This window comes from Luteimonas sp. RC10 (assembly GCF_014192745.1).
GTDB lineage: Bacteria > Pseudomonadota > Gammaproteobacteria > Xanthomonadales > Xanthomonadaceae > Luteimonas.
Window position 1 is genome coordinate 469390 of record NZ_JACHYJ010000001.1, and the last position, 26371, is coordinate 495760.

Sequence of the window (26371 nt, forward strand, 5' to 3'; positions counted from 1 at the left end):
CGCGGGTGCCATAATCGGCGATCCGCCTCATCCCCATCATCGCTGGAGTCGATCCCATGTCCGAAGAACAGGCCAACAACGGCGCCAACGGCGCAGCCCCGGAGCAGCCGGCCGGCGCGCAGTTCAGCGTCGAGAAGATCTACGTCAAGGACGTCTCGTTCGAGTCGCCCAAGGCCCCGCAGATCTTCAACGAGCAGGCCCAGCCGCAGCTCAACATGAACCTCAACCAGAGCGTGCAGCGCGTGGGCGACAACGCCTATGAAGTCGTGCTGGCGATCACCCTGACCTGCACGATCGGCGAAGACGACAACAACACCGTCTACGTCGCCGAGGTCAAGCAGGCCGGCGTCTTCGGTCTGGCCGGGTTCGACAGCGGCACGCTCGACGCGCTGCTCGGCACCCAGTGCCCGAACGTGCTCTACCCCTACGCGCGTCAGCTGATCGGCGACCTGATCCAGGCCGGCGGCTTCCCGCCCTTCCTGCTGCAGCCGATCAACTTCGACGCGCTGTATGCCGAGGGTCTGCGCCAGCGCGGCAACCAGCAGGCCGCTGGCCAGCCGACGACCGACCAGATCGGCAACGCCTGAGCGTGACCGATCGCGCGACTGCCGTCGCGGTGCTGGGCGCGGGCTCCTGGGGCACCGCGCTCGCCTCGCTGATCGCCCGCAACGGCCACCCCACCACGCTGTGGGGCCGGGATGCGGCGACGGTCGAGGCGATCGACCAGCGCCATGAGAATCCGCGCTACCTGCCCGGCATCCCGTTGCCGGAGCGGTTGCGTGCGACCACCGATCTGGCGCGTGCGCTCGAGGGCGCCAGGCTGATCCTGGTCGTGGTGCCTTCGCATGCGTTCCGCGAGACGCTGGCCGAGCTGGCACCGCTGCGGGCGCCCGGTGTCGGCATCTCGTGGGCGACCAAGGGCTTCGAGCCCGGCTCGGGCCGGTTCCTGCACGAGGTCGCCGGCGAACTGGTCGGCGACGACGTGCCGCTGGCCGTGGTCACCGGGCCGTCGTTCGCCAAGGAGGTCGCGTCCGGGCTGCCGACTGCGGTGACGGTGCAGTCCGAGGACGAGGATTTCGCCCGCAGCGTCGCCGATGTGCTGCACGGGCCGAGCTTCCGGGCCTACACCGGCACCGACATGCGCGGCGCCGAGCTCGGTGGTGCGATGAAGAACGTGCTGGCGGTCGCCACCGGTGCGGCCGACGGCATGGAGTTGGGCCTCAATGCCCGCACCGGCCTGATCACCCGTGGCCTCAACGAGATGCTGCGCCTGAACCGCGCGATCGGCGGTCGCCCCGAGACGCTGATGGGGCTGGCGGGCCTGGGCGATCTGGTGCTGACGTGTTCGGGCGATCTGTCGCGCAATCGCCGGCTGGGCCTGGCCCTGGGCCGGGGCGAACGGCTCGAGGATGCGGTGCGCGCGATCGGCCAGGTGGTCGAGTCGGTGCAGACCGCCGACGAGGTCATGCGACTGGCGAACCGCCACGAGATCGAATTGCCGATCTCCAGCAATGTCCAGGCCGTGCTGCACGGCGAGATCAGCCCCGCCGAGGGTCTCGCCCGGCTGATGGCCCGCGAACGCAAGCCCGAATACACCGGCGCGCTGTTCTAGGCTGCGTTGGCGCCTGGCGGGGGTGCGCGGCGATGCCCCCGTCTGCGATGCTGTGCCCCGCAGGCCCGGTCTGGACCGGCTGGCGTTGCGGCCATCGTGTCGGACCGGCTGCCGTCCGGCCACAGCTGCGATCTTAAGGAAGCGCCGAGATCGAAACGCGTGTGCCCCTGAGCGAAGACGACAGGCGAGCGATCCCTCGCGTCACTGATGCGAGGGTCGTCCTGTGCATGGTCGGCCTTGCGATCACCGTGGTGCTTGCCGGCTGCTTTTTCGTGATGTCGCTGGACTGGACCGACTACGCCTTCATCCTGGGCATCATCGCACTCGGGGTTCTCGTGCTTGTGGCGATCGTCAGCGTCATGACGGCCGACATGCGGCGCGATCTCAAAGCAGGACAGAAGGCCGTGATCACAGGGATCGTGGAGGCGCGCGTGCTGACCCATGTCGAACAGCTTGCGGTCCACAGTGTGCGGATCCGGGAGCCGGCGGGCGCGCGCCACGTGTTCGCGATCCACGAGGCGATCTACGCAAGGCTGCAGGTCGACGAGGACGTGGAAGTGAGTTGCCTGCCCCACTCGCGGATGCTGCTGAGCCTGCGGACGCGACAGGTGCAATGGGCGCTGCAGGACGAGGCCAGACGGTCGGCCGGATGATGCCCATCCCGCCCTCCCGCGCCATGGCGCGGTACTACGGCGCCAGCCTGATGCTCAGCGTGCTTGCGCTGTCGGTCTGGGCAGGCTGGCTGCTGTATTACGAACCGCCACGTGCTGTCGATGGCGGAGGACCCGACCCGATCGGCTTGCTGTTGTTTTTCGCGACCTGGCCGCTGGGCCTGTTGCTGCTGCACTCGGCGCTGTTGGCCTGGCGCCTGCAGCGGCGCCATCCGGCCACCGTTCTCACAGGCCGGCATGGGCTGGCGATCCATGCCGTGTTGCTCGGCGTCTTCATCGCCTGCCTGCTGCGCTGAGCAACGCCAGCCTACGGAATGGCGCCCGCACTGCCATGACGGCAATCCACGCAGTGACCGGCGGCCTGAATCAAGGGCCGCTGACCCGCGCGCGGCCGCCGACCCAATTCCGGTTCTGCTGCGGATCGATCCCGCACGACAGATGGACGGCGTCCGGGCGCGTCCGGTTTCGCGCGTCCGGTTTCGCCCGTCCGGTCCGCCCGTCGCCAGGCAGCAATCCGCACATAAAAAACCCGGCCGTTTCCGGCCGGGTCGGTGCAGCATCCAGTAGGGGAGAGGGGACGCGCCAGGGGAAGCGCGGACCGGATGCCGCGGGGGACTTACCAGCTCAGCCGGGGGCCGACGAACCACTGCACGTCGCCGCCCTTGATGAGCTTGACGTCGCCGGCGACGCCGAAGTTGGGATTGAACTTCCACTGCGCGCCAAGGCGACCGTAGAACTCGCTGTCGATACCGCGGCCGTAGTGCTCGTAGCCGGCCAGCGCATAGCCTTCGAGCGCCGGCAGCAGCGCGCTGCGCGCACCCACTTCGACAGCGTAGCCGCTGGCGTCGAGGCCCTGGCCGAAGTCGATGTTCTGATAGGCCACGCGGGTCAGCAGATCGGTGCGGTCCGACAATTCGTGGTTGTAGCCGATGCCCAGCCGCCACTGGTCGCGGTCGCGGTGGACGTGGTCGATGCTTTCGCGGGTGTAGTCGCCGAACGCGTGGAAGTTGGGGTGGAACGCGGCGGCGCCGCGGATCGACCAGCCGTCGGAATCGACGTCGCGGTTGATCGGGGCGATATCGGCCTTGCTGGCCGAGTAGCCGCCTTCGACGTAGTTGTAGGACAGGCCCTGGGCCGCATTGGCGGCGAACGGAAGGACGGCGGCGAGGGCCGCGATCGGCAGGATGCGCTTCATGGGGACAACTCTCTCTCTTTGAATCGGAACAACGGACACCGGTCTTGCTTGTTATGGGTCTTGTGGGTGTTGCGCGACGCGCTGACGCATCGAAAGGGACGGCCCGGGTGGCGGGGAGGGGATGGCGCTTCGAGGGGGAGGGGAAGCACGACCACCCGGGCCGTGAGCCGCATCTTCGGCCCGGGCGCTGAAATCCCGGCTGAATATTGAACTTTCCAGTACAGGAACTTTTGGCACGGCATTCAGTCCGGTCATGCCCCGCCGTCGAAGCCCTGCTGCCGCCAAGCCTCGAAGACGACCACCGCCACCGCGTTCGACAGGTTGAGGCTGCGGTTGTCCGGTCGCATCGGCAGTCGCAACCGCCGGCCGGCCGGCACCGCCGCCAGCACCGCATCCGGCAAGCCCCGGGTCTCGCTGCCGAACAGGAAGGCGTCGCCGGGTGCGAACGCCGGGGTGTCATAGCGCACCGCGTTGCGGGTGCTCAATGCGAACAACCGGGCCGGCGCGATCGCCGCCAGCGCCGCGTCCAGGCTGTCATGGACCTGCAGCGGGGCGTACTCGTGGTAGTCGAGCCCGGCGCGCCGCAGATTGCGGTCATCGAGGTCGAAGCCCAGCGGACGCACCAGGTGCAGCCGCGCGCCGGTATTGGCACACAGGCGGATAACATTGCCGGTGTTGGGCGGGATCTCGGGGGTATGCAGGATGACGTCGAACATGGGCGGAACCGGGCGCGCGGGTGGCCATTGTCCGCGCTCGGGCCATCACCAGGGCAAGCGGGCCCCGGTCCAGTCGAGGAACTGGCCGCTGTCGCTGGCCGACAGGCCGTCGATCACCCGCAGCAGCCCGGCCACCGACTCGTCGGGCGCCTCGCTCGCCTGGCCACCGCCCATGTTGGTGCGGACCCAACCGGGGTGCAGCGCCACGACGACCACGCCGCGCTCGCGCAGCGCATGCGCCAGCTGCACCGTCGCCATGTTCAGCGCGGCCTTGCTGATCGCATAGCTGGGTGTGCCGAAGCGGGTGGTGCCGGCGATCGAACCCAGTTGCGAGGACAGGTTGGCCACGCGCGCGCCGCCGGCCAGCCACGGTGCCAGCGCCTGGGTCAGCAGCAGCGGCGCGACCGCGTTGGTGCGCAGGCTGTGCTCGAGCGTGTCGCCATCCAGGTGCCCGAAGCGCTCGCCGCCATGCAGGACACCGGCGTTGTTGACCAGCAGATCGATCCGGCCGCCCTTGCCGATCGCCAGCGGCAACTCGCGCACCAGTTCGGCGCGCGAGCGCGGATCGATCGCATCGAGCGGCAGGACCTTGAGGTGGCCGGGGTGTTCACCGGCGAGCGCGTTGAGCGCGGTCGCACGTCCCGGCTGCCGGCAGGTCGCAACGACAGGCGCACCGGCCGCCAGCCGCTGACGGACGAATTCCAACCCCAAGCCCCGGTTGGCGCCGGTGACCAATGTCCACTCAGGCATGGCGGCAGACTCCATCGGACAGTCCGGCCCACCCTAGACCGGCGGCGATGAGGGCGAGGTCGTGGCGGCCGCAGGCACAACCGCCGGGCATGACCTGCGACCCGTGCCAGCGCGCGGGCGTGTGGCTAGGATGGGCGCATCGTCCGCCCCCGTGCGGCCCGTTGCTCAGGAATTGCGCATGTCCGTCGGTCTCGCCCGTCCCGCCTCCTTCCGTCCCCGCCGCGCCCTGTTGGCGCTGGCCACCGGGCTCGCCCTGGTCGGTGCCGGTCTCGCACCGTCGGTCATGGCGCAAGCGCCCGCCTCGGCCGCCGTCGGCGTCGACATCCCCTTCGAGAGCTTCACGCTGCCCAATGGGCTGCGCGTGGTGGTCCACACCGATCGCAAGGCACCGATCGTCGCGGTCAACATCTGGTACCACGTCGGCAGCAAGGACGAGCCGGCTGGCCGCAGCGGCTTTGCGCACCTGTTCGAGCACCTGATGTTCCAGGGCAGCGAGAACCACCACGGCGAGTTCTTCGAGCCCTTCAAGCAGGTTGGCGTCACCGACCAAAACGGCACCACCAACACCGACCGCACGAACTATTTCCAGAACGTGCCGACCACGGCGCTGGACATGGCGCTGTGGATGGAATCCGACCGCATGGGTCATCTGCTCGGCGCGATCGACCAGGCCGCGCTCGATGAGCAGCGCGGCGTGGTGCAGAACGAGAAGCGCCAGGGCGAGAATCAGCCCTATGGCCAGGTGTGGGACAAGCTCACCCGCGCGCTCTATCCCAAGGGCCATCCGTACCACCACGGCGTGATCGGCTCGATGAACGATCTCGACGCGGCCTCGCTCGACGACGTCAAACAGTGGTTCCGCACCTGGTACGGCCCCAACAACGCGGTGCTGGTGCTGGCCGGCGACATCGACCTGGCGACGGCCAAGGAGAAGGTTGCGCGCTACTTCGGCGACATTCCCGCTGGCCCGACGATGGCCCAGCCGCAGGTGGATGTCGCCCGGCGCACCGCCGACACCCACGAAACCATGGAAGACCAGGTGCCGCAGGTGCGGATCTACCGTGCGTGGAACGTCGCCGAACTCGGTACCGCCGACCTCGACCATCTGCAGGTGCTGGCCAGCGTGCTCGGCGGCGCAAAGGCCTCGCGCCTGGACAAGCGCCTGCTGCACGACGACCGGCTGGTCGACAACATCAGCGCCGGGGCCTATGGCTCGCAGCTGGGCTCGAACTTCATCGTCATGGCGACCGTCAAGCAGGGCGTGGACCCGGCGCAGGTGGAAGCGGCGATCGAAGAGGAGCTGCAGCGCCTGATCGCCCAGGGCCCCACGGCCGACGAGCTCGAGCGCGCCAAGACTTCGTTCCGCGCCGGGTTCGTGCGCGGCATCGAGCGCATCGGCGGATTCGGCGGCAAAGCCGACGCGCTGGCCGAATGCACCGTCTACGACGGCGACCCGGGCTGCTTCCGCGAAGCGCTGGCGAACGTGGCCGCAACCACCATCGATGACGTCAAGGCGGCCGGCGCGAAGTGGCTCGATGTCGGCAGCCACACCATCACCGTGGTGCCGGGCGCACGCACGCCGCTGGCCGAGGACCCCGCGGTCACGCCGGCGCCGTTCACCCCGCCGGTGCCCGATCCGAAGTACCGCGCCACGCGCACCGATGTCGATCGCAGCCAGGGCGTGCCCCGGACCACCGCGTTCCCCGAACTGAAGTTCCCCGAGCAGCAGCGCGCGACGCTCGCCAACGGCACGCAGGTGATCCTCGCCCGCCGCCCGGAGATCCCGGTGGTGCAACTGAGCTACGAGTTCGGCGGCGGCTACACCGCCGACCAGGGGCGCACGCCGGGCACCGCGAGCTTCACGATGAGCGTGCTCGACGAAGGCGCCGGCGGCCTGGGCGCGCTGGACTTCGCCGACCGCGTCGAATCGCTGGGCGCCAGCCTGGGCGCTGGCGCGTCGCTCGACGGCAGCAACGCCTACGTGTCCGCGCTCAAGGAAAACCTCGACGCGTCGTTGGCGCTGTTCGCGGACATGGTCCGTCGGCCGAACTTCGAGCCCAAGGAGATCGAGCGCATCCGCGCCAGCTGGATCGCCGGCATCGGCCAGGAGAAGGCACGGCCGTCGAGCGTGGCGATGCGCGTGCTGCCGCCATTGGTCTACGGCGCCGGCCATCCCTATGCGATCCCGTTCACCGGCAGCGGCGACGAGGCCTCGATCGCCAAGCTCACGCGCGAGGATCTGGTGGCCTTCCATCGCGACTGGGTGCGCCCGGAGGGCGCGACGCTGATCGTGGTCGGCGACACCACGCTTGAGGAGATCGTGCCGCTGCTGGAGAAGCACTTCGGCGACTGGCGCGGTGCCGGTGCCGCGCCCGCTCCGATCACCGTGCCCGAGGTCGCCCGTCCGAGTGCGCCGCGGGTGTTCCTGATCGACCAGCCGGGCTCGGTGCAGGCCAACATCTTCGCAGCCCAGGTGATCCCGCCCACGAACGACCCGGCCGCCACCCGCTTCGACATGCTCAACACCGTCGTCGGCGGCGACTTCACCGCGCGCTTGAACATGAACCTGCGCGAGGAGAAACACTGGTCCTACGGCGCACGCAGTTCGGCGACCGGCACGCTGGGCCAGCGCCCCTGGATGGCCTCGGCCCCGGTGCAGATCGACAAGACCGCCGAGGCGATGGCCGAGATCCAGCGCGAGCTGGCCGAGGTCGCCGACGGCGAGCGCCCGCCCACCGAAGCCGAACTCGCACGCGCCAAGGCGATCCAGACCCTGAGCCTGCCTGGCGCCTATGAAACGGCGTGGTCGGTGATGTCGACGATCGGCGGCAACCTGCGCTTCGGTCGTCCGGACGACTACGTCTTCCAGCGCAAGGCCGAAATCGAGGCGATGACCGTGACCGACCTGACCGGCGTGGCGCGCACGCTCGACCCCTCAGCACTGACCTGGGTGGTGGTGGGCGATCTGTCGAAGATCGAGGCGCCGGTCCGTGCCCTTGAACTGGGCGAGGTCCAGGTGCTCGACGCCGACGGTAAGCCAGTGGCTCGGTGAACGTATTGATCGCGCGTCCGCGCCAAGCCCGCCACAATGGCGGGCACCGCGCCCTTCCCCGAACGTCCGGAGTCTCCATGCGCAAGTCCCTGTTGGTCCTGCTGTTGTCTGTGTCCGCCACCGGCTGTACCTGGGTGCACATGGCGCCCGGCGCGAGCGCGGTGCGCGTGGTCAACGCGGCACCGGGCAACTGCGAGAAGCGCGGCGAAGTCGAGGTCTCGGTCAAGCACAGCATCGCGTTCGTGGAACGCAACGCGCTGCGCGTGCGCGAAGAGCTCGAGACCCTGGCGCGCAACGAGGCGCCAGGCCTGGCGGCCGACACCATCAGCCCGCTGGGCGAGCCGGTTGCCGGCAGCCAGCGTTTCGCCGCCTGGCGCTGCGGACGCTGAACACGGCACCCGCCTCTGCGGACCGGCCACAGGGAGACGTTGCCGGGTCAATCCTCGAATGGGCGGGCGGCGTAAAGCGCGCCCGCAACATGCGTCGCCCCGGCGAAGCGGTTACCCTATGCGGCTCCCTTTGCCACATCCGGCGCCCAGCCCATGCTTTTTGAAAACGTCGCCATTGCCGGCCTCGCCCATGTCGATGCGCCGCACCGTCTGTCCAGCGACGACATCAACGCCCGGCTGAAGCCGACTCTCGACCGCCTCGGCATCAAGACCGACGTCCTCAAGGACATCGCCGGCATCCACGCACGTCACCTGTGGGACGACGATACGTTGGCGTCCGACGCGGCGACACTGGCCGGACGCAAGGCGCTCGACGATGCCGGCATCGAGGCCACGCAGCTGGGCCTGCTGGTCAACACCTCGGTCAGCCGCGACTTCCTCGAGCCGTCCACGGCGAGCATCGTCGGCGGCAACCTCGGCATCGGCGACACCTGCCAGAACTACGACCTGGCCAATGCCTGCCTGGCGTTCGTCAACGGCATGGATGTCGCCAGCCGCATGATCGAGCTGGGCGAGATCGACTACGCGCTGATTGTCGACGGCGAGACCGCCAATCTCGCCTACGAGAAGACCATGGAGCGTCTGCTGCACCCCGACGCCACCGAAGAGGACTTCCGCAACGAGCTGGCCACGCTGACGCTGGGCTGCGGCTCGGCGGCGATGGTGCTCGCGCGCGCCGACCTGGTGCCCGACGCGCCGCGCTACAAGGGCGGCGTGACCCGCTCGGCGACCGAGTGGAACACCCTGTGCCGCGGCAACCTCGACCGCATGGTCACCGACACCCGCATGCTGCTGCTCGAAGGCATGAAGCTGGCGCAGAAGACCTTCGTCGCCGCGCGCGAGGCGCTGGGCTGGGTCGTCGACGAGCTCGACGAGTTCGTGATCCACCAGGTCAGCAAGGTGCACACCGCGTCGTTCGTGCAGGCCTTCGGCATCGATCCGAAGAAGGTCCACACGATCTTCGGCGAGCACGGCAACATCGGCCCGGCCTCGGTGCCGATCGTGCTGAGCAAGCTGCGCGAGATGGGCCGCCTGAAGAAGGGCAACCGGGTCGCCCTGCTGGGCATCGGTTCGGGCCTGAACTGCTCGATGGCCGAGGTGGTCTGGTAACCAGCGGTCCGGCGCCGCGCGCATCGCGCGGACGCCAGGCGGCGTTACCGTCGTCGCAGGCCGGCCAGACCGGCCCGCGGCGAGGCGTCACTCCTCGACGGCGTGCGCCGGCCCGATCAGCGACTGCAGTTCGGCCTCCAGGCCATTGATCCGTGCCGACAGCTGCGCCGCTTCCTGCGGGCTGACGTGCACCAGACCGTCGAGCAGTTCGGACATCTGCATCAGCCGGGTACGCTGTTCGCGCACGTCCATGCGCGCGCGATGCGCGCGCAGGTCGCCGACCTCGGCATGCAGCACGCTGTGCCGGTAGCGCTCACGCAGGGCCACCTGCAGTCGACCGACGATCCGGCGATCGGCATCCGACCACGGCACGCCGATGCCGCGCACGGTCTCATGCCAGGCAGCAAAGCTCGACCGCGGGCCGATGCGGCCGCCATCCTCGTCGATCAGGAACGGCGCGTCCGGACGACCGGCCCAGCGCACGTCCTGGACCTCCTCGCAGCGGAAGAAGAACAGCCATTCTTCGCGCGCCGGGTCGAGCGGCAACGCCAGCACGCCGGCGATGCCGTCGGCCTCGTCCGGGTCGCGGCTCCAGTCGGCGGCGGCATCGGTGCTCACCAGGCCGGTACCCGCATCGTTGCGCTGGATCCAGTCCAGCAGCCCCGGCACCTGGCCTTGGCCGGGTGTACGCCCGGCGCTGTGCCAATGTCCAGCCTGCAACAGGCCGACGCCGTCGCAATCGACCGCGCGCGCCAACAGATCGAGCTCGGTGGCCAGCGCCAGTCGCGGGTCGATCGCATTGTCGAGCCGCAGGGCCAGGGTCTCGCGCACACCGCGGGCACTTTCCTCCAGCGCCAGCGCCCGCTGCTGCTCGCGCGCCGCCACCCGCATCGAGACGAACAATCCGAACAGATCGGCGGCCGCGCGCACGCCCGGCGGCACTCGCCGCACCGTGCGGTGATGGCAGGCGATCAGGCCCCACAGGCGGCCGGCAGACACGATCGAGATCGACATCGACGCGACCACGCCCATGTTGGCCAGGTACTCCAGATGCACCGGTGAGACGCTGCGCAACGCCATCTGCGCCAGGTCCAACGGCGCCCCGCGTCCGTCGCGATCGGGCAGGATCGGCACCGGCACGTAGGTCGCATCGGGGATCACGCGGATGCGGTTGCGCAGGTACAGCGTGCGCGCCTGTACCGGGATGTCGGACGCGGGATAGCGCAGACCCAGATAGGACGTCAGTGCCGAATCGCGCGATTCGGCGATCACCTCGCCCGAATCGTCATGGCGGAAGCGGTAGACCATCACCCGGTCATAGCCGGTCAACAGGCGCACCTGCTCGGCGACCCGCTGGTGAAAGTCGACGATATCGTCGCTGCCGGCCACGCGGGCGATCATCGCCTGCGCGACCACGGTCGGCGAGCGCTCGGCGGCGCTGCGCGGCTGCGGCTCGATCTCCAGGTGCACCAGCCCGTCGACGACGTGCACGCTGACATCGCACAGATGCGCCATTGGGCCGATGTTGCCCACCGCCGCGCGCTGCGGCGGCGCGCCGGATTCGCCAAAGCCGATGGTCTCGGCCACCGCCTGGATCAGGTCGTCGGTCAAGAACTCCCGCAGCGTGTGCCGCAGCATGTCCTCCGGGCCCACGCCCATCAGCGATTCGATGTTGGCCGAGACGTGGTGGATGGTCCAATCGGGCAGGTGGCAACTGATGAGATACCCGTGCGGCTGGATCGCCCCGGACAGGTGGATCGGTTCGTTGGCACAGACCTGCAGCGCGCGCTCGAGGGCGGTGTTCATGCGGCGGACTCCTGAGCGGCGGCCGGGTGAGTGTGAAAACTGCGTTCGAAACAACCTTGCACCTGGACGAACGCATCGCAGGCACCACGTTGCAGCCGCGCCATCAGCGCGCCGTCTTCCGGCGCGCAGGCCGCGAGGCGTTCGAGCACGCGGGCCCAACCGCCATCGGCCGCATGACGGGTGAGGAACCGCGCGCCGGCCGCTTCGTCATGACCGAGTGCCAGCGCGTGCCGCAACAGATAGCGGGCACCGACACTGCTGCCGGCCATCACGTACTCCCAGCCCAGGCGCTCGTCGGCGTTGGCGACCGGCGTACAGACGCCACCGGGCGGCAACGGCGCCAAGCCGAGCGTCTGCAGATCGCAGGCGAGCCAGAACGACTGGCGCGGCAAGGTGCCGACGGCAATCTCATGGTCGGCCGCAAAGCGATGCATGCCGACCAGGTAGCGCGCGTAGTCGCCCGCGCTCTGCAATCCGTCGACGAAGAACGCGTCCACGCGTGCGTGCAGATGCTGCGTCTGGCGACGCAGGAACTGCCGGGCATCGACGGGGGGGGCGACCGGCTGGTGAACGCTCGCATTCATCGAAAAAAGCATACCGACCCGCATCGTCGCCATCTGTTGGAATCCGACATTGCGTGCAGATCGCCGGCGCGCCAGGCATTTGAGACCCTGACGCCTACAATGGCGCGCCCGTCTGCCCGCGCTGGATTCACGTCACCGTGCAAAATTTTCCCGATTACGACTTCGCCCGCCATCGTCTGGAAGTGCGGCCGGGCATCGGCATGCATTACCTCGACGAGGGTCCGCGCGACGGCGAGGTCGTGTTGATGCTCCACGGCAATCCGTCGTGGAGCTACTACTGGCGTCATCTGGTGCGCGGCCTGCGCGACCGCTATCGCTGCATCGTGCCCGACCATGTCGGCATGGGCCTGTCGGACAAGCCCGACGACGGCCCGCGCGCTTCGCCCCGCTACGACTACACGCTGGCCTCGCGCGTCGAGGACGTCGGCACGCTGCTCGCGCACCTGGGCATCGACGGCCCGCTGACGCTCGCCGTGCACGACTGGGGCGGCATGATCGGCTTCGGCTGGGCGCTTGCGCACCAGGCGCAGGTGCAGCGGCTGGTGATCACCAACACCGCCGCATTCCCGATGCCGGCCGCCAAGGCGATGCCCTGGCAGATCGCGCTGGGCCGCGACTACACCGTCGGCGAATGGATCATCCGCGGCTTCAACGCGTTCTCGGCCGGGGCGTCGTGGCTGGGGGTCGAACACCGCATGCCCGCCGATGTGCGCCGCGCCTATGTCGCTCCGTACGACAGTTGGCGCAACCGGATCGCCACGGTGCGCTTCATGCAGGACATCCCGCTGAGCCCGGACGATCGCGCCTGGCCGCTGCTCGAAGCCGCCGGCCGGGCGCTGCCCGGCTACGCCGATCGCCCGGCGTTCATCGGCTGGGGCCTGCGCGATTTCGTCTTCGACCGGCATTTCCTCGACGGCTTCCGCCAGGCGCTGCCGCAGGCCGAGGTCGAGGCCTTCGACGACGCCGGTCACTACGTGCTGGAGGACCGGCACGCGGTGCTGGTGCCGCGGATCCGCGCCTTCCTCGAGCGCCATCCACTGCCAGCCTAGTCCGCGCGGACGCGGGATCCGTTCAGGCGGCAATGGGCGGAACCGTCGGCGTGGTCGGGCTGTGGCCGTTGTCGTCGGGTTCGTCGTCGTTGGCCGCCTCGTCGCGCCAGCGCCAGTCGGCGGCGGTCAGCAGCGGCAGACCGTGCGCCAGCCGCGCCCGGTCGCACTGGCCGCTGCGTTCGCCGAATTCGAGCGAGGCCGGCACCGCCGCGCAGACCGAGGGACGCACCGGATGGATCGTGCAGCGCGAGTAGCGCCCGATGTCGGCATCGAGCGCGATGCAGCGCGGCTGCGCGCAGGAGGTGCCGCGCATCGCGCGCTCGTGCGTGCGCAGCGGTTCGGTCAGCGCCGGCGGCACCTGCCCACCGAGCTCGGGGTCGGCCTCGCTCCAGTGGAAACCGATGCGGAAATGCGCGCAGCACGCACCACAGGACAGACACGGATGCGGCATGGCGCGACCGGGTGGGAGGAGGCAGGCGGGGCGCGGATTCTCGACCGCGGCGGCGGCTCGCGCAAGAGCCTCCCGCCGTGCTGCGCGCGGCGTTCAGCCCGAGAGGCTCAACGCTCGGCGCCGGGCCGCAGAATCGCGGCGTAACGGGCTTGCATGCCGGTCGCGACCGCGCCGTCGGGCAGCACCACCTGCGCGGCCAGTTGCACGCGCGCGCGCCCGCGGGTGCGCAGGGTCCGCACGAACGTGTCCCAGTCGCCCTCCGACAGCACGGCCTCGGCCTGCAGGTCATCGCACAGCGGCGCGCGGTAGCGGATCTGCGAATCGGCGACGTAGACATCGGCATCGAGGCCGGCCGCTTCGGTACGCAGGGTGGTCAGTCCCCAGCCGGCGAGCGTCATCAGCGACACCAGGCTGCCGCCGAAGGCCGACCCCTTGTCATTGACGTGCTCGGCGAGCGGGGCGCGCAGGCGCAGGCGCTCGCCATCGAAGCCGGCGATGTCGATCCGCATCGCGGCGACGGGCGGCATGGAAGCGTAGTGCGCCGCGAGCCTGCGCAGCGGGTCTTCGTGTTGCATCGGGTGTCCTGTCGGGGGAAGAGTCGTCCGGCTTGCGCCGTTCCCCGGCAGCCACCAAGCTTGCCGCATGCATGTCGCGCCGGCTTCCTCGCTTCTGGCGGGATACTACGTCATCTCGCTGCGCCCGGTCGGGGCCCACGTCGCATTGCGACGCGCCGCCGCGCGTCTGGGTGCGCGCACGTTCGCGCTGTCGCCGTGGCGTATCGTCCAGCGCGACAGCGACACGGTCCGCGCCTCGCTGCAGGCCGCACTCGACGCCGAGATCGTGATCTTCTCCAGTCCGCCGGCGGTGGCCGCGGCCGCAGCCTTGCAGCCCTTGCTGCGCCGGGATGGCCAGGACTGGCTTGGCGTCGGCGCCGGCACGGCCGCCGCGCTGGCGGACCGCGGCGTGGCGGTGCGCGCGCCGACACGCATGGACAGTGAAGGCCTGCTGGCGCTGCTGCCCCTGCACGATCTGGCCGGGCGCAGCGTGGGCCTGGTCACCGCCCCCGGCGGCCGCGGCATGATCGCCGCCACGCTCGAGGCCGCGGGCGCGCGCCTGCGACGCGCCGATGTCTACGCGCGCGTGCCGGTCCGACCATCCGCGCGCCGGCTGGCGGTCCTGCAGGCCTTGCCCGACCCCTGGCTGTTGCCGGTCAGCAGCGGCGAGGCGCTGACTGCGCTGCTGGCGCAGGTGCCGGACACGGTGTGTGTGCGCCTGCAGCGCGCGCAGGCCCTGGCCGCCAGCGAACGGCTCGCCGGGCTGGCGCGCCACCTGGGATTTGCCGACGTCCGGGTCGCCGTCGATGCCCGTCCGGCGTCGCTGTTGGCGGCCGCGGTGCCGGCCTCGCAGGCGGTTGCGCACGTATCCTGAATGGCGCTCCGGCCCACCACGGGGCCATCACGATGCTGTCAGGCACCGTAGCCTGTCTTCGCATCGCCTTTACGGAAGCCTCCCCATGTCCCTGCTTCGTGCGTTGCTGATCTGGATCGTCATTGCCCTGTTGGGCGCACTGGCCGCGCAGCTGTTGCTGTCCAGCGACCCCGGCCTGGTCATCCTCCGTTACGACGGCCTCGACCGCAGTACCACGCTGGTCAACGCCATCGCCATGGCACTGGGTGCCTTGGTACTGCTGTGGCTCGTGATGAGCCTGATCGCCTTGCCGTTCCGCAGTTGGGGCCGCTATCGCGAATCGCGGGCCCAGAGCCGCCTGGGCGAGGGGCTCGACGCCTTGCACCAGGGCCACTACGCACGCGCCGAGAAGCTGCTCACGCAGTCGGCCAACGAAAACCCGCACTACGAGCCCGCCGCCCGCCTGGCGGCCGCGCAGGCCGCGTTCGCACGCGGCGACGCGGCGGCCGCGCGTGCGCATCTGGATGGCCTGGGCGACCGGCATCCAGCGACGCGCGCCATCGCCCTGGCGCAGATCGCCATGCTCGAAGACCGTCCGATCGATGCGCTGACCGCACTCGATGCCCCGGGCGCACAGCCGCTGCCGCCACGCGGCCTGGCGTTGCGTGCCGACGCCTGGGCCCAGACCGGACACGCGGCCGAAGCCTATGGGTTGCTCGGCGCACTGCGGCGCCAGCAGGCGCTCCCCGAATCCGAGCTCGCCGCCCGCGAGGTCCGCTGGGCCGCGGCGTCGCTGCACGAGGCGGCCGATGCCAACGTGCTCGCCGAACGCTGGGAAGCGCTGCCCAAGGGGCTGCGCACCGAGACCCCGGTGGTGCTGGCCTATGTCGATCGCGCATTTGCGCTGGGCTGGCACGACGCCGCGCTGCGCAGCCTGGAAACCGCACTCGATACCCGTTGGGACGAGCAACTGGCCTCCCGTTACGCGATGCTCGATGTCGGCGACCCCGAGCATCGGCGCACGCGCCTGGAGCGCTGGCTGCAGACGTATCCGGCCAGTCCGGCGGCGATGCTGGGCCTGGCGCGGCTGCATCATGCGCGCCGCGACTGGGGTCGCGGACGCACGCTGCTGCAGCGCGCGGCAGAACAGGGAGCCGGCAGCGAGGCCTGGGTCCAGCTCGGCGACGGCTACGCGGCCGAGGGCGACGAGCGCACCGCGCGGCTGTGCTACGCCAACGCACTGCGGGCAGCACGCAACGAACCGATCCTGGCGTTGCCCGTGGACGCATCGGCGCCGACGATGGCAGCGGCCGAGCGGCGGGACGATCACGGCCTGCCGCACCTGCGCGATCCCGACGACCTCACGCCGCGGCCCTGAGCCAAGCGCCGCGGTCGCCTCGACAGGCGGCCGCGGCCAACGCCCGCCGTTGTCAGCGCATCAGGCGATGGATCGCCACCGCGCCATCGACGGCCTGCGTCAACGTCACATCGGCCACCGCACCACGCGCGTTCGCGGCCAGCGTCACCGTGACCGGACCGACGATCACCTGCGGCCCGACCGGCCCCAGGATCTCGGTGCCGTCCAGTCGGCCTTCGGGATAGGCGATGAAGCCGCCGAGCGCGGCGACCCGCGGATCGTCCACGTACAGCCCGGCCCGGCGCATGTCGGCCTCGGTCAGCGGCTGCTGGTCGACGATCACGATCGCCCCCAATGCGGCGCCGTCGTCGGCCCCGCGCCAGGCGCAGCTCAGGCTGAAGGCGTCCGCGCTGTCCTGGCGGGTTCCGGCGGGGTCGACGACCGCCAGGCCGTCGATCAGTTCGCCCAGCGCGGTGGCGATCGCGTCGCAGTCCGGCAACGCCTCGGGTGGAGGGGGCGCCGAAATGACCGCAGGCCCACGCGACGGCGCGGGCGCCTCGCTGCAGGCGGCCAGTGCGACGAGCAGGGCCGCGGCGAGCAGCCCGAGCCGGCGCGCGGTGGCAGGGAGATCGGACATGGCGGCGGCCTTGGATGGAGGTGCGGTCAACGCTCGAGGATCGCGACCACGCCCATGCCGCCGGCGGTGCAGATCGAAATCAACGCCCGGCCACCGCCGCGCTCGACAAGCTGCTTGGCGGTGGTGGCGACGATGCGCGCACCGGTCGCCGCGAACGGATGGCCGGTCGCCAGCGACGAGCCGAGTGGATTGATCTTCTGCGGATCGATCCGCCCCAGCGGTGCGTCCAGGCCCAGCCGTGTGCGGCAGTAGTCCGCGCTCTCCCACGCGCGCAGCGTGCACAACACCTGCGCGGCGAACGCTTCGTGGATCTCGTAGAGGTCGAAGTCCTGCAGCGTCAGGCCATTGCGCGCGAGCATCTGCGCGACCGCAACTGTCGGCGCCATCAGCAGGCCTTCCCCGTGCACGAAGTCGACCGCAGCCACATGCGCGTCGCGGATGTGGCACAGCACCTCGTGCCCATGCGCGGCGGCCCAATCGTCGCTGGCCAGCAGGCACGCGGCCGCGCCGTCGGTGAGCGGCGTGGAGTTGGCGGCGGTCAGCGTGCCGCGGCCCGAGACCTTGTCGAACGCAGGCTTGAGCGTGGCGAGCTTCTCGATCGAGGTGTCGGGCCTGAGGATGTTGTCGCGCGCAACGCCGCGGAAGCTCACGACCAGATCGTCGAAGAACCCACGCTCGTAGGCCGCGGCGAGTTTGTGGTGCGAGGCGACCGCGAGCTCGTCCTGCGAATCGCGCGAGATGCTCCACTCCTTGGCCATGTCCTCGCAGTGCTCGCCCATCGACTTGCCGGTACGCGGCTCGGCCACACCCGGGAAATCGGGCTTGAGCTCGCGTGGACGAAATCCCCGGAACGCCGCGATCCGGTCCTTGGTGGACTTGGCCGCGTTGGCCGTCAGCAGTCGACGACGCAGCGTGCGGCCGTAGACGATCGGCACGTCGGACGTGGTGTCCGAGCCGCCGCCGATGCCCGATTCGATCTGACCGGTCGCGATCTTGTTGCCGATCGCCACGATGGTGTCGAGCGAGGTGCCGCAGGCGCGCTGCATGGTGATGCCCGGCGTCAGCGCCGACAGCCCCGACGACAGTGCGGCCTCGCGCCCGAGGTTCCAGTCGCTCGAATGCTTGATCACCGCCCCCATCGCCACCTCGCCCAGCTGCTGCCCATGCAGGCCGAACTTCTCGACCAGGGCGCCGAGTGTGCGCACCGACATGCCCAGGTTGCCGACGTCGGCGTACGCGGTGTTCTGGCGACAGAACGGGATGCGAACGCCACCGAGCACGGCGACGGGACGACCTAGCAGCATCGGATTTTCCTCGCAGGGGCTTGCGTGAGACTGTCCACGACACGGGACGGGCATAATGTGAACGAGTGTATCCCTGCCCGTGTGGACGGCCAATGACCGCAGATCCCGACATTTCCCGACACGATGCCGCGCCGCTCGTGCGCGGCGTCCTGGCCCTGGAACTGAGCGACGACTCAGTGCCGGCGCGTGATGCCGTGGGCCAGCAGGCGGCCGGGGCACTGGCCACGCGCCTGGGGCGCGATCTGGGCGTGCTGGTGCCCGGCGTGCGCGACCTCGACCTGGTCTTTGCCGCGGCGCATTTCGATCCCGCCGAACTGCTGCGCCCCGGCTGGCCGGTGCACCGTCGGCTGGAGGAACTGCGCGCGCGCGCGCCGCAAGCCGGGCAGGGGCCGCGGATCATCGCCTTCGGCGCCGACGACAAGGGCGAAACGCCGCTGCCGTTCCGTGCCGACCCGGAACTGGCCGGCGGTCGCCTGCGCGTGCTGCCGTATCTGTTTGTCGGCGAACCCGCCGCGACCGAGGCGGTCTCGGCGCACATGGAATCGATGCTGCTCGACCTGGGCATGGTGCAGGCCGACACCGCGTTGCAGGCGCAGGACGCGTTCGGCGCGCGGATCGAACACGCCCGCTACCTGACGCTGCACGACCTGTTGGCGATGACCGCGCTGCAGTACCGCAACCAGGGGCTGGAGCCGCTGTGGGACGTGCTCGAGACCGCGCTGCTGGCACCAGCCGATGAAATCTGGCTCGACGCACCGCCCGAACCGCTGCTGCGGCATGCCGAGGGCGAAGTGCGCATGGCGTTGTTGGGACCCGACGATTGGCGGCGGCGCTGCGCGCCCGGCGAGCAGGACGAAGGCCGCCTCGCCCATGGCCTGGCGATGCACGAGGCCCGCCAGCGCCAGTTCGCCGCCGTGCTGCAGGCGCACGGCGTGCCGGTCGAGTTCGTGCACGTCACCCCGGGCCAGGACCCGCGCACCGCGCTGGCCTGACCACCGTCAGACCGTCGGCACCGCAGACCACCTCCCTGCGCGGGAGGTCGGCGGGATGTGACCGTTTCGCTGCCAAGCTGGACGCATCTCCCCCGCGATGCGGGGAGGGCTTGATGGCATCGCGCCAGAGTCGAAATGGCCGCGACTTCGCAGCCGTTCTGGGCGCACCTTCCCCGCGATGCGAGGAGTTCGATGCCGCAGGCATCGGGTAGGGGCAATGGCTTCCGCATGCCACCGCGACCTTCTGCCCCCACCCAACCCTCCCCCGCAATGCGGGGGAGGGCTTGATGGCATTCGCGCCCGAGTGGAAATGGACACGACTTCGCAGCCGTTCTGGACTCACCTCCCCCGCGCGCGGGGGAGGTCGATGCCGTAGGCATCGGGTGGGGGCGAGACTTTCACTGCGCCCTGCCCAGCGCTACCTGCGAGGCACAAGGCCCCCACGGGTAGAGTCTCCAGTCCGTCAGGAGCGAATCACGCCACAGGCCAGCCGGTCGCCGGCGTTGCCGGTCGGCTGGGTGACGTAGTCGTCGGCATTGGCATGGACGATGACCGCCTTGCCGACGATGTCGGTCGGTGCGCCATCGCCGAGCGTTGCGCCTTCCAGCCAGCCCTCGACCGACGCAGTGCCATCGGTGCCGGCGACGATGTTGTCGCTGTCGCCAACATGGTGCGCACCGTGGCCGACCCGGCCATGGTCGCTGCTGGCCGGATTGAAGTGCCCCCCGGCGCTGGTGCCGTCCGGCGCGCTGCAATCGCCGTGCTCATGCACATGGAAACCGTGCGTGCCGCCCGGCGGCAGGCCGGTGACCGTGCCGGTGACCTGGATGCGGCCATCGACCATCGCAAAGCGCAAGGTGCCGGCGGTCTCGCGACCTTGGGTCGGGGCAAGGTCGGCGCTGGCACTGGCACTGGCAGCCGCGGTCTCGGCCGCAGGGGCCGATGCCTGGCCCGACGCGGGCGCGGCGGCGCGATCGGCCTCGGCGGCGGCATCCGTGTTGTCGGTCGTGCTGCTGTTGCCGCAGGCGGAGAGCGCCAGCGCGAGCACCGCGACGGCGGGCGCGAAGAGACGGGTCTGGGACATGGGAACACTCCTTCGGGGTCGAAAGGGCGCAGTGCGCCGAAAACGGGATGAACGCAGGCGGATCATTCGATCCGGACGACGCCGCAGGCGACGCGTGCGCTGATCGCGCCGGGGGTCGCGCCGAGCACCAGCAGCGCGCGGCCGACGACATCATTGGGCGCGCCGCCGCCCAGCACCGCACCGGGCAGCAGCAGGTCGACCACAGCGACACCGCGCGCATCGGCGAGGATTCGCCCGCGCTCGCCCGAGTCGGGCAGCTGCGACGGCGCACCGCGCTGGGCGTCGTACTCGGGCCCGGCACTGGCGGCATCGACCGCGCTGCAGTCGCCGCGGGCATGCAGGCGCAGGTTGTGGGTGCCGTTGCGGACCAGGCCGCCGAGCTCGCCGCGCACGCGCACGCCGCCTTGCGCCGGGCTGAGCATCACCCGGCCGCTGACCAGGGTGCCCGACGCCGAGGCGAGGTTGGCCACCGCGGCGTTCGCGGTGCCGGTGCCGGCCAATGGCGGTGTGGCCACGGCGGCGGGCGCCGGCGTCGGGCGCGGCGCGCTGGCGCAGCCCACGACCAGCGCCGCGGCGAGCAGAGACAGGGCGGGACGGAACGATCGAAGCATCGGACGACACCTTATGGATCGGGAGTTCAGTGCGGATGAAGGCCCCGGCACCGCTCAGCCGCGCCGGCCGCGGGCACCGAGCTTGCGGGTCAGGGTGTTGCGGCCGACGCCCAGGCGCACCGCCGCCTCGGCGCGGCGCCCCCCGGTCTGGGCCAGCGCGGTTTCCAGCAGCACCCGATCCAGCCGCTCGCGGGCCTGGGCATGGAGATCGGCATCGCCGGCGCGCAGCCGCAGATCGGCCCAGGCGCGCAGCGCGTCCTCCCAGTGCGAGGCCTCGCCCGGCGCCGCCTCGCTCGACCGCGCAAGCCCGGACTGCACCGGCAACAGCGCGTCGAGATCCTGCACGGTGATGCGCTCCGACGGCGCCAGGGCCGCCAACCGCCAGCACAGGTTCTGCAACTCGCGCACATTGCCCGGCCAGTCGTACGCCGCCAGCCGTTGCAGCGCCGTGCGGCCCAGTCGCTTGGCCGGCGCGTCGAGCTTGGCGGCGGCCGCCTGCAGGAAGCGCTCGGCCAGTCGCGGCACGTCATCGCGCCGCTCGCGCAGCGGCGGCAGGCGCAGGCGCACGACGTCCAGCCGATGCAACAGGTCGGCGCGGAAGCGCCCCTGCGCGACCAGCGCTTCGAGATCCTGGTGGGTCGCGGCGATCACCCGCACGTCGACCCGGATCAGCTCGCGGCCGCCGACCCGGAAGAACTCGTCTTCGGCCAGAACACGCAGTAGCCGCGTCTGCAGCGAGGCGGGCATGTCGCCGATCTCGTCGAGAAACAGCGTGCCGCCGTCGGCCTGCTCGAAGCGGCCGACATGGCGCCGCGCCGCGCCGGTGAACGCGCCAGCCTCGTGGCCGAACAATTCGCTTTCCAGCAGTTCGGCCGGGATCGCGGCGGTGTTGAGGGCGACGAACGGACGGCCTGCGCGTGGGGATTCGCGGTGCAGCGCGCGTGCGACCAACTCCTTGCCGGTGCCGGTCTCGCCGGTCACCAGCACCGCGACCGGCGCCTGCGCGAGTCGGCCGATCGCGCGGAACAGCTGCCGCATCTGCGGCGTGTCGCCGACCAGCGCATCGTCCGCACCCGCGTCCATGCCCTCCACGGCCGACGCATCGGGGCCGCCCGGTGCAGGCTCGCGGTCGCCAAGCACGCGTGCGGCCAGGGCGACCGCCTCGTCGAGATCGAAGGGCTTGGACAGGAACTCCTGCGCGCCGCCGCGGAACGCACCGGCGGTGCTGGCGACATCGGTGTAGGCCGACATCACCACGACCGGCAACTGCGGATGCGCCTGCTTGAGCGCATCGAGCAACTGCAGGCCGCTGTCGCCGGGCATGCGCACGTCGGTGAACAGCAGGTCGGGCGCCGCACGCCGCAGCAAGGCCTCGTGCACCGCCTGCGCGCTGTCGAAACCGGACACGTCGTAGCCCGCCTCACTGAGCGCGGTGGCGAGGACGAAGCGGACGGCGCGATCGTCATCGACGACCCAGATGCGGCGGGCAGGGGACGTCATGGGGAAACAGGATCCTCGGAGGCGCCGGTATCGGCAGAGGCGTCGACCGGCCGCGCGGACGTGGCGTCGAGCGGCGGAAACGGCAGCTGCAGCGTGAACACGGTGTGGCCCGGGCGCGAGCGGTAGACGAGCGCGCCGCGATGTTCGCGCGCGACCTGCTGGGCCAAGGCCAGCCCGAGCCCACTGCCGTCCGGACGCCCGGACACCAGGGGCAGGAAGATCTGCTCGACGAGATCGCCCGGCACGCCGCGGCCGTCGTCGACGACTTCCAGCCGCAAGGCCATCGCATGCACCTCGTCGCCGATACGCGCGCCCAGCGCGGCGCGGGTGCGCAGAGTCACATTCGCCGCGCCCGCCTGGATCGCGTTGCGCACCAGATTCCAGATCGCCTGGGTCAGCCGATCGGCATCGCCCGCCAACTCCGGCAGGCTGGGATCGTAGTCGCGGACCATCCGCACCGCCCAACCGGCATCGGCTTCGGCCAGCCGCAGGACCTGTTCCAGGACACCGTGGATATTCAACGGCCGATGCGGTTGCGGCGCCTGCGGCGACAACAGCTGGTCGACCAGCGCACTGAGCCGGCCGACCTCCGAGCCGACCAGCGCGACGAGTTCCTCGGTCTCGCCGTCGCCGGCGCGACGGGCCAGCAACTGCGCCGCGCCCTTGAGCCCGGCCAGCGGATTGCGCAGTTCGTGCGCCAGCCCGCGCAGCGCCGCCGACAGCGCCAGCGGCATCGCCAGCGTCGGATCGGCGCCCGGAAACTCGTCCACCGGGTGCGCCTCGAGCAGCACGCCGCCATCGGCGGCGCGCGTCACCCAGGCGTCGGCAAAGCGCGGCTCACCGCCGAGGAAGGCCAGCGCCAAACGCCGCAACCGCAGCGGCGCGTCGCTGTCGTCGCCGGACTGACGCAGCGCCTGCCGCAAGGTCTCGCCCTCGACCTCCAGGGCGGCCAGCGGCTGCTCCAGCAGCCGCCGCCGGCCCACGCCCAGCCAGCGCGCGAAGGCCAGATTGCAGTCGCGGATGCGACCATCCGCCCCCGCCCACACCAGGGGCGTGGCCAGCGCATCGAAGTCGGCAGCGGGCAGGGTAGCGGCGAGCATCGCACCAATGTAGTGCATCGCCGCCCGCCCGGGCGCCCTCTACGTGTCGCAGGCGCCCGACTCGTCGCCCATCACCATCACCGAAGGCAGCGCATGCGCCGGATGGGCGCGCAGCAACTGGTAGGCGACGCCGGCCAGGCCGCCCATCAGGCCGGGCGCGTAGGCGGTACCGGCCAAGCCACACACCGGCCCGTGCGTCTCGAGGCTGGTGAGCACGGCGGCCAGCAACGATTCGGCGTCGAGTCCGTCGGGCGCCAGGCCGGCGCGGCAGGCGAGATCGAGGAGTTCCCACGCCCCCATGTCGCCATGGCAGATGCCGTGGTTGAGGCCGACGCCATGCTGCCAGGCAGTCTTCGCCGCGGCGGCGACGCGTGCACGCACTTGCGGATCGTCGAGCCCAGGCTGGCGATCGGCCAAGGCCAGCCCGATGCCGACGGCGCCATGGCACCAGGCCGCGGGGGCCTGCGCCCCTTCGAGCATGCGCAGGTCCAGCCAGTTGCCCGCCTCCGGCTGGTACAGGCGCTCCTCGAAGGCATCGGCCTGCCTCGCCACCGCCTCGAAGCGCGCCTGACCGCTCGCAACGGCCAGGCGCGACAGGGCCCAGGCGATGCCGGTGACGCCATGAGCGAATCCGCCCATGCCGCGTGGCCAGCGGGCATGCGTCCAGTAGGCGACGCCGTCTTCGCACTGCGCAGCCGCACACAGGCGGTCGCCCAGGTCGATGGCCATGTCGAGATAGCGCGCATCGCCACTGGCGCTCGCCAACTGGATGAGCGGCACGATCGCGCCCGCCTTGCCGGTCAGCAGGTCGCCGACATCGTCGGCGTCTGCTGCCACCGGCACCAGCTCCGCAAGCCTGCAGGCGTGCTCCAGGCCTTCGCCCCGCACCACGCCCCAACGTTCGAGCATCAGCCAGGTCCAGACCTGCGAGCCGAGCCCGATGTAGCCGCCCAGTGCCGGCGGACGCGGTTGCTGGACGCGCGCACGCCGCAGGAACGACTGGGTCTCGGCCAGGCGCATCGTCGTCAGCAGCCGCGCCACCAGATCGTCGATACCGGGCAGGTCATCCGCACGCCCCGCCTGCATTTCACGCTGGTAGGCCGCCGCCAGCAATGCGATGCCGGAAATCCCGCCGTACAGATCCTGGCCCAATGGCTGCACGGTGCGGCCGGTCTGCCCCAGCACGGACGCGATCCAGGTGACGCTGCCATCGTCGCCGCGCAGGCTCGCCTCGCCCAGCAGCGTCATCATCCGTGCGGCCAAGCGCCGGCGACGCGGCTCGAGGTCGTCGAGCTGCGGCGACTCGGCGCGCAACCCGACCACTGGCGCCGACCAGACATCGCTCTCGTAGGCGCTGACCAGCGTGGACTTGATGATCTCGCGCTCCAGCGCCCAGTCGGCCTGGCGCCAATGCTGCAGCGACGCGGCGACCAGATCGCGGGGGGCGAGCCATGTTGTGCCCCGGGGCGCCTGCAACTGGCCATGGCCGGGCGTGGTGGCGAAGAACGGGATGTCGCCTTCGAGCAGGTCCGCGATCTCGGCTGCGATCACCGCATCGTCGCTGGGTGCGAGGGCCTTTTGGTCGGCCATCTTCGCAAGCAGCGCGTGCGCGCGACGCTCGGCCTCCGGCGGCTTGTGCAACGAGACCGGGTGCCAGAGCATCCGCCCGAGCTCCGCGTAGGCCTCGGTCGATCGGGGCACGATGCGGATCGGACACGGCGCGAAGGGCGCCAGCAACGGCGCCAAGGCATCGGCCGCATCCAGGCGCTGCAACATGGCCGTGGTGTCGTCGAAGCCCTGCAGGATCGACGACCAGTGCTCACCTAGTGACGGACGCGCACTGGGGTGGTTCTGCGCTGGACGCGTTTCCGCCATGACCGTGCCGATGCGCGCGTCGTCCGACCCCGCCTGGACGATCCGCGACTGCGGCACCCGCGGCTGTTGTCCGGGCAACGCGCCGACGCCCGAGACATCGACACCGCGCCAGCCCAGACCGCCGCCACGGTTGGGCAGCAGCCCGATGTTCATCACGCTGCCGCTGATGCGTTCGGATGCGAGATCGAAGGCGTCGCCCATCCCCGACACCACTGGCTTGAGCCGCGGTGCGAACACGGTTTCGCAGTCGATGATGACCGGGCATGCGCCATGGGCGATCAGGTTTTCGGCATGCAGGTCGCAGCCGCCGAGCAGGCGCATCAGCGCGAGCCATTGACCGATCCCACGGTAGAAGCCCGGCAGCTGCGCATCGCCGTCGACATGACGATGCGCGACGAACTCGCTCCAGCCGTAGTCGCCTCGATCGAGCACACGCGGTACCCGGATATGCGACTGCATCGCGCCCCGATCCATCGCAGCCGCGATGAAACGCGCCAGTGCGTTGTCGATCGCCATCGACCGCGGCTTGTAGACCAGGCTGCCATGGGCGCAATGGGCCAGCATCACGGCGCGGCCGCCGCGATGGCTGTCGCCCGCGCTCAGGGTCAGCGATTGCAGTTCGCCCAGTGGCGCGCCGTGGAACGTGTCGAGCTGGGCGCGATCGGCCGCGAACCGGACGGCGAACTCGACCAAGCTGGCGCAGCGGTTGCGAACGATGGCGTCCACGCGGGGCAACAGGGTCGGATAGTGGCGCGACAACGCCTGCCAGAAGCCGGGCGTCGAGGCCTGCGCGATGAACTGTTGCCAGCGCTGCTGCGATGTCTCGCCGACCAATTGACCATTGACACGGGCGGCATTGAGCTCGAGCAGCAGCAGTCGGCTCAACTTGCCGTTCAATACCGCGAGCAGGCTGGTCTGGGCGCCACGAAGAATGAGCGCGCGCTCGCGCTCGACGAGATCGGCGATCGATGCGAGCTGGGCTGCCAGGCCGTCGACAGCATCGACGATCAGGCAGCCCAGCGCTTCATCGAATTCGCCCGCAGTCGTTGCAGGCATTGC

Annotated in this window: 25 protein-coding genes; 11 read left to right on the forward strand and 14 right to left on the reverse strand. The window is 70.6% G+C overall.

Annotated elements, in window-relative coordinates; genetic code table 11:
• Positions 1–56: 56 nt before the first annotated feature.
• The 4 genes from secB to FHW73_RS02030 all read left to right on the forward strand — a co-directional run bounded on the left by secB (position 57) and on the right by FHW73_RS02030 (position 2579).
• Positions 57–587, forward strand: coding sequence for a protein-export chaperone SecB (gene secB, locus FHW73_RS02015; protein WP_183425030.1), 531 nt, complete (start codon positions 57–59; stop codon positions 585–587).
• 2 nt (positions 588–589) lie between these two features.
• Positions 590–1612, forward strand: coding sequence for an NAD(P)H-dependent glycerol-3-phosphate dehydrogenase (locus tag FHW73_RS02020; protein ID WP_183425031.1), 1023 nt, complete (start codon positions 590–592; stop codon positions 1610–1612).
• A 227-nt stretch (positions 1613–1839) separates the two neighbouring features.
• A complete protein-coding gene (locus tag FHW73_RS02025) occupies positions 1840–2265 on the forward strand; it encodes a hypothetical protein (protein WP_183425032.1) in 426 nt (141 codons plus the stop codon).
• A 23-nt stretch (positions 2266–2288) separates the two neighbouring features.
• Complete coding sequence (locus tag FHW73_RS02030; RefSeq protein ID WP_183425033.1) at positions 2289–2579, forward strand: hypothetical protein; 291 nt, start codon at positions 2289–2291, stop codon at positions 2577–2579.
• Between the two features lie 320 nt (positions 2580–2899).
• Here the strand turns inward: FHW73_RS02030 and FHW73_RS02035 are convergent, their stop codons facing one another.
• The 3 genes from FHW73_RS02035 to FHW73_RS02045 form a co-directional block, all read right to left on the reverse strand.
• Positions 2900–3478: a diffusible signal factor-reguated Ax21 faimly protein gene (locus FHW73_RS02035; RefSeq protein WP_183425034.1), complete on the reverse strand. Its 579-nt coding sequence runs from the start codon at positions 3476–3478 to the stop codon at positions 2900–2902.
• A 251-nt stretch (positions 3479–3729) separates the two neighbouring features.
• Positions 3730–4194: a tRNA (cytidine(34)-2'-O)-methyltransferase gene (locus FHW73_RS02040; RefSeq protein WP_183425035.1), complete on the reverse strand. Its 465-nt coding sequence runs from the start codon at positions 4192–4194 to the stop codon at positions 3730–3732.
• Between the two features lie 45 nt (positions 4195–4239).
• Positions 4240–4944, reverse strand: a complete 705-nt coding sequence (locus tag FHW73_RS02045) for an SDR family oxidoreductase (protein ID WP_183425036.1) — start codon at positions 4942–4944, stop codon at positions 4240–4242.
• A gap of 283 nt (positions 4945–5227) precedes the next feature.
• Between FHW73_RS02045 and FHW73_RS02050 the strand changes: the two genes are divergently transcribed.
• From FHW73_RS02050 to FHW73_RS02060, 3 genes are all read left to right on the forward strand, one after another.
• Positions 5228–7996: a pitrilysin family protein gene (locus tag FHW73_RS02050; protein WP_255492611.1), complete on the forward strand. Its 2769-nt coding sequence runs from the start codon at positions 5228–5230 to the stop codon at positions 7994–7996.
• Positions 7997–8073: 77 nt separating this feature from the next.
• Positions 8074–8385 carry a DUF4156 domain-containing protein gene (locus FHW73_RS02055; protein ID WP_183425038.1) on the forward strand — a complete coding sequence of 104 codons (312 nt, stop codon included), beginning with the start codon at positions 8074–8076 and terminating at the stop codon, positions 8383–8385.
• A gap of 153 nt (positions 8386–8538) precedes the next feature.
• Positions 8539–9555, forward strand: coding sequence for a 3-oxoacyl-ACP synthase III (locus FHW73_RS02060; RefSeq protein ID WP_183425039.1), 1017 nt, complete (start codon positions 8539–8541; stop codon positions 9553–9555).
• Between the two features lie 87 nt (positions 9556–9642).
• On the opposite strand, the gene FHW73_RS02065 is transcribed toward FHW73_RS02060, so the two are convergent.
• On the reverse strand, positions 9643–11361 hold the full coding sequence (locus tag FHW73_RS02065) for a GAF domain-containing protein (RefSeq protein ID WP_183425040.1): 1719 nt from the start codon (positions 11359–11361) through the stop codon (positions 9643–9645).
• Complete coding sequence (locus FHW73_RS02070) at positions 11358–11945, reverse strand: biliverdin-producing heme oxygenase (protein WP_183425041.1); 588 nt, start codon at positions 11943–11945, stop codon at positions 11358–11360. Before FHW73_RS02070 ends, FHW73_RS02065 begins: the two co-directional genes overlap by 4 nt.
• A 200-nt stretch (positions 11946–12145) precedes the next feature.
• Between FHW73_RS02070 and FHW73_RS02075 the strand changes: the two genes are divergently transcribed.
• Positions 12146–12994, forward strand: coding sequence for an alpha/beta fold hydrolase (locus FHW73_RS02075; protein WP_183425362.1), 849 nt, complete (start codon positions 12146–12148; stop codon positions 12992–12994).
• A 22-nt stretch (positions 12995–13016) separates the two neighbouring features.
• On the opposite strand, the gene FHW73_RS02080 is transcribed toward FHW73_RS02075, so the two are convergent.
• Together FHW73_RS02080 and FHW73_RS02085 are read right to left on the reverse strand one after the other, a co-directional pair.
• On the reverse strand, positions 13017–13445 hold the full coding sequence (locus FHW73_RS02080; protein ID WP_183425042.1) for a YkgJ family cysteine cluster protein: 429 nt from the start codon (positions 13443–13445) through the stop codon (positions 13017–13019).
• Positions 13446–13552: 107 nt separating this feature from the next.
• Positions 13553–14020, reverse strand: a complete 468-nt coding sequence (locus FHW73_RS02085) for a YiiD C-terminal domain-containing protein (RefSeq protein WP_183425043.1) — start codon at positions 14018–14020, stop codon at positions 13553–13555.
• A gap of 67 nt (positions 14021–14087) precedes the next feature.
• On the opposite strand from FHW73_RS02085, the gene FHW73_RS02090 reads away from it, so the two are divergent.
• Positions 14088–14873 (forward strand): uroporphyrinogen-III synthase, encoded by a 786-nt coding sequence (locus tag FHW73_RS02090; protein WP_183425044.1) that lies wholly within the window; start codon positions 14088–14090, stop codon positions 14871–14873.
• An 85-nt stretch (positions 14874–14958) separates the two neighbouring features.
• Complete coding sequence (locus FHW73_RS02095) at positions 14959–16230, forward strand: heme biosynthesis HemY N-terminal domain-containing protein (protein WP_183425045.1); 1272 nt, start codon at positions 14959–14961, stop codon at positions 16228–16230.
• A gap of 52 nt (positions 16231–16282) precedes the next feature.
• Here the strand turns inward: FHW73_RS02095 and FHW73_RS02100 are convergent, their stop codons facing one another.
• Entirely contained in the window at positions 16283–16846 is a 564-nt protein-coding gene (locus FHW73_RS02100) for a hypothetical protein (protein ID WP_183425046.1), read from the reverse strand.
• 26 nt (positions 16847–16872) lie between these two features.
• Positions 16873–18150 carry an acetyl-CoA C-acetyltransferase gene (locus FHW73_RS02105; RefSeq protein WP_183425047.1) on the reverse strand — a complete coding sequence of 426 codons (1278 nt, stop codon included), beginning with the start codon at positions 18148–18150 and terminating at the stop codon, positions 16873–16875.
• A gap of 92 nt (positions 18151–18242) precedes the next feature.
• Here FHW73_RS02105 and FHW73_RS02110 point away from each other — a divergent pair, with 92 nt between their 5' ends.
• Positions 18243–19142 carry a hypothetical protein gene (locus FHW73_RS02110; protein ID WP_183425048.1) on the forward strand — a complete coding sequence of 300 codons (900 nt, stop codon included), beginning with the start codon at positions 18243–18245 and terminating at the stop codon, positions 19140–19142.
• Positions 19143–19605: 463 nt separating this feature from the next.
• Here the strand turns inward: FHW73_RS02110 and FHW73_RS02115 are convergent, their stop codons facing one another.
• The 5 genes from FHW73_RS02115 to FHW73_RS02135 form a co-directional block, all read right to left on the reverse strand.
• The gene (locus FHW73_RS02115; protein WP_255492542.1) at positions 19606–20226 is read right to left on the reverse strand and encodes a superoxide dismutase family protein; all 621 of its coding nucleotides are present in this window, start codon (positions 20224–20226) and stop codon (positions 19606–19608) included.
• A 62-nt stretch (positions 20227–20288) separates the two neighbouring features.
• The gene (locus FHW73_RS02120) at positions 20289–20837 is read right to left on the reverse strand and encodes a superoxide dismutase family protein (RefSeq protein ID WP_183425050.1); all 549 of its coding nucleotides are present in this window, start codon (positions 20835–20837) and stop codon (positions 20289–20291) included.
• 54 nt (positions 20838–20891) lie between these two features.
• Positions 20892–22337, reverse strand: coding sequence for a nitrogen regulation protein NR(I) (ntrC, locus tag FHW73_RS02125; RefSeq protein ID WP_183425051.1), 1446 nt, complete (start codon positions 22335–22337; stop codon positions 20892–20894).
• Positions 22334–23437, reverse strand: coding sequence for an ATP-binding protein (locus FHW73_RS02130; RefSeq protein WP_255492543.1), 1104 nt, complete (start codon positions 23435–23437; stop codon positions 22334–22336). Before FHW73_RS02130 ends, ntrC begins: the two co-directional genes overlap by 4 nt.
• Positions 23438–23476: 39 nt before the next feature.
• Complete coding sequence (locus tag FHW73_RS02135) at positions 23477–26368, reverse strand: type 2 lanthipeptide synthetase LanM family protein (RefSeq protein ID WP_183425053.1); 2892 nt, start codon at positions 26366–26368, stop codon at positions 23477–23479.
• Between the last annotated feature and the right edge of the window lie 3 nt (positions 26369–26371).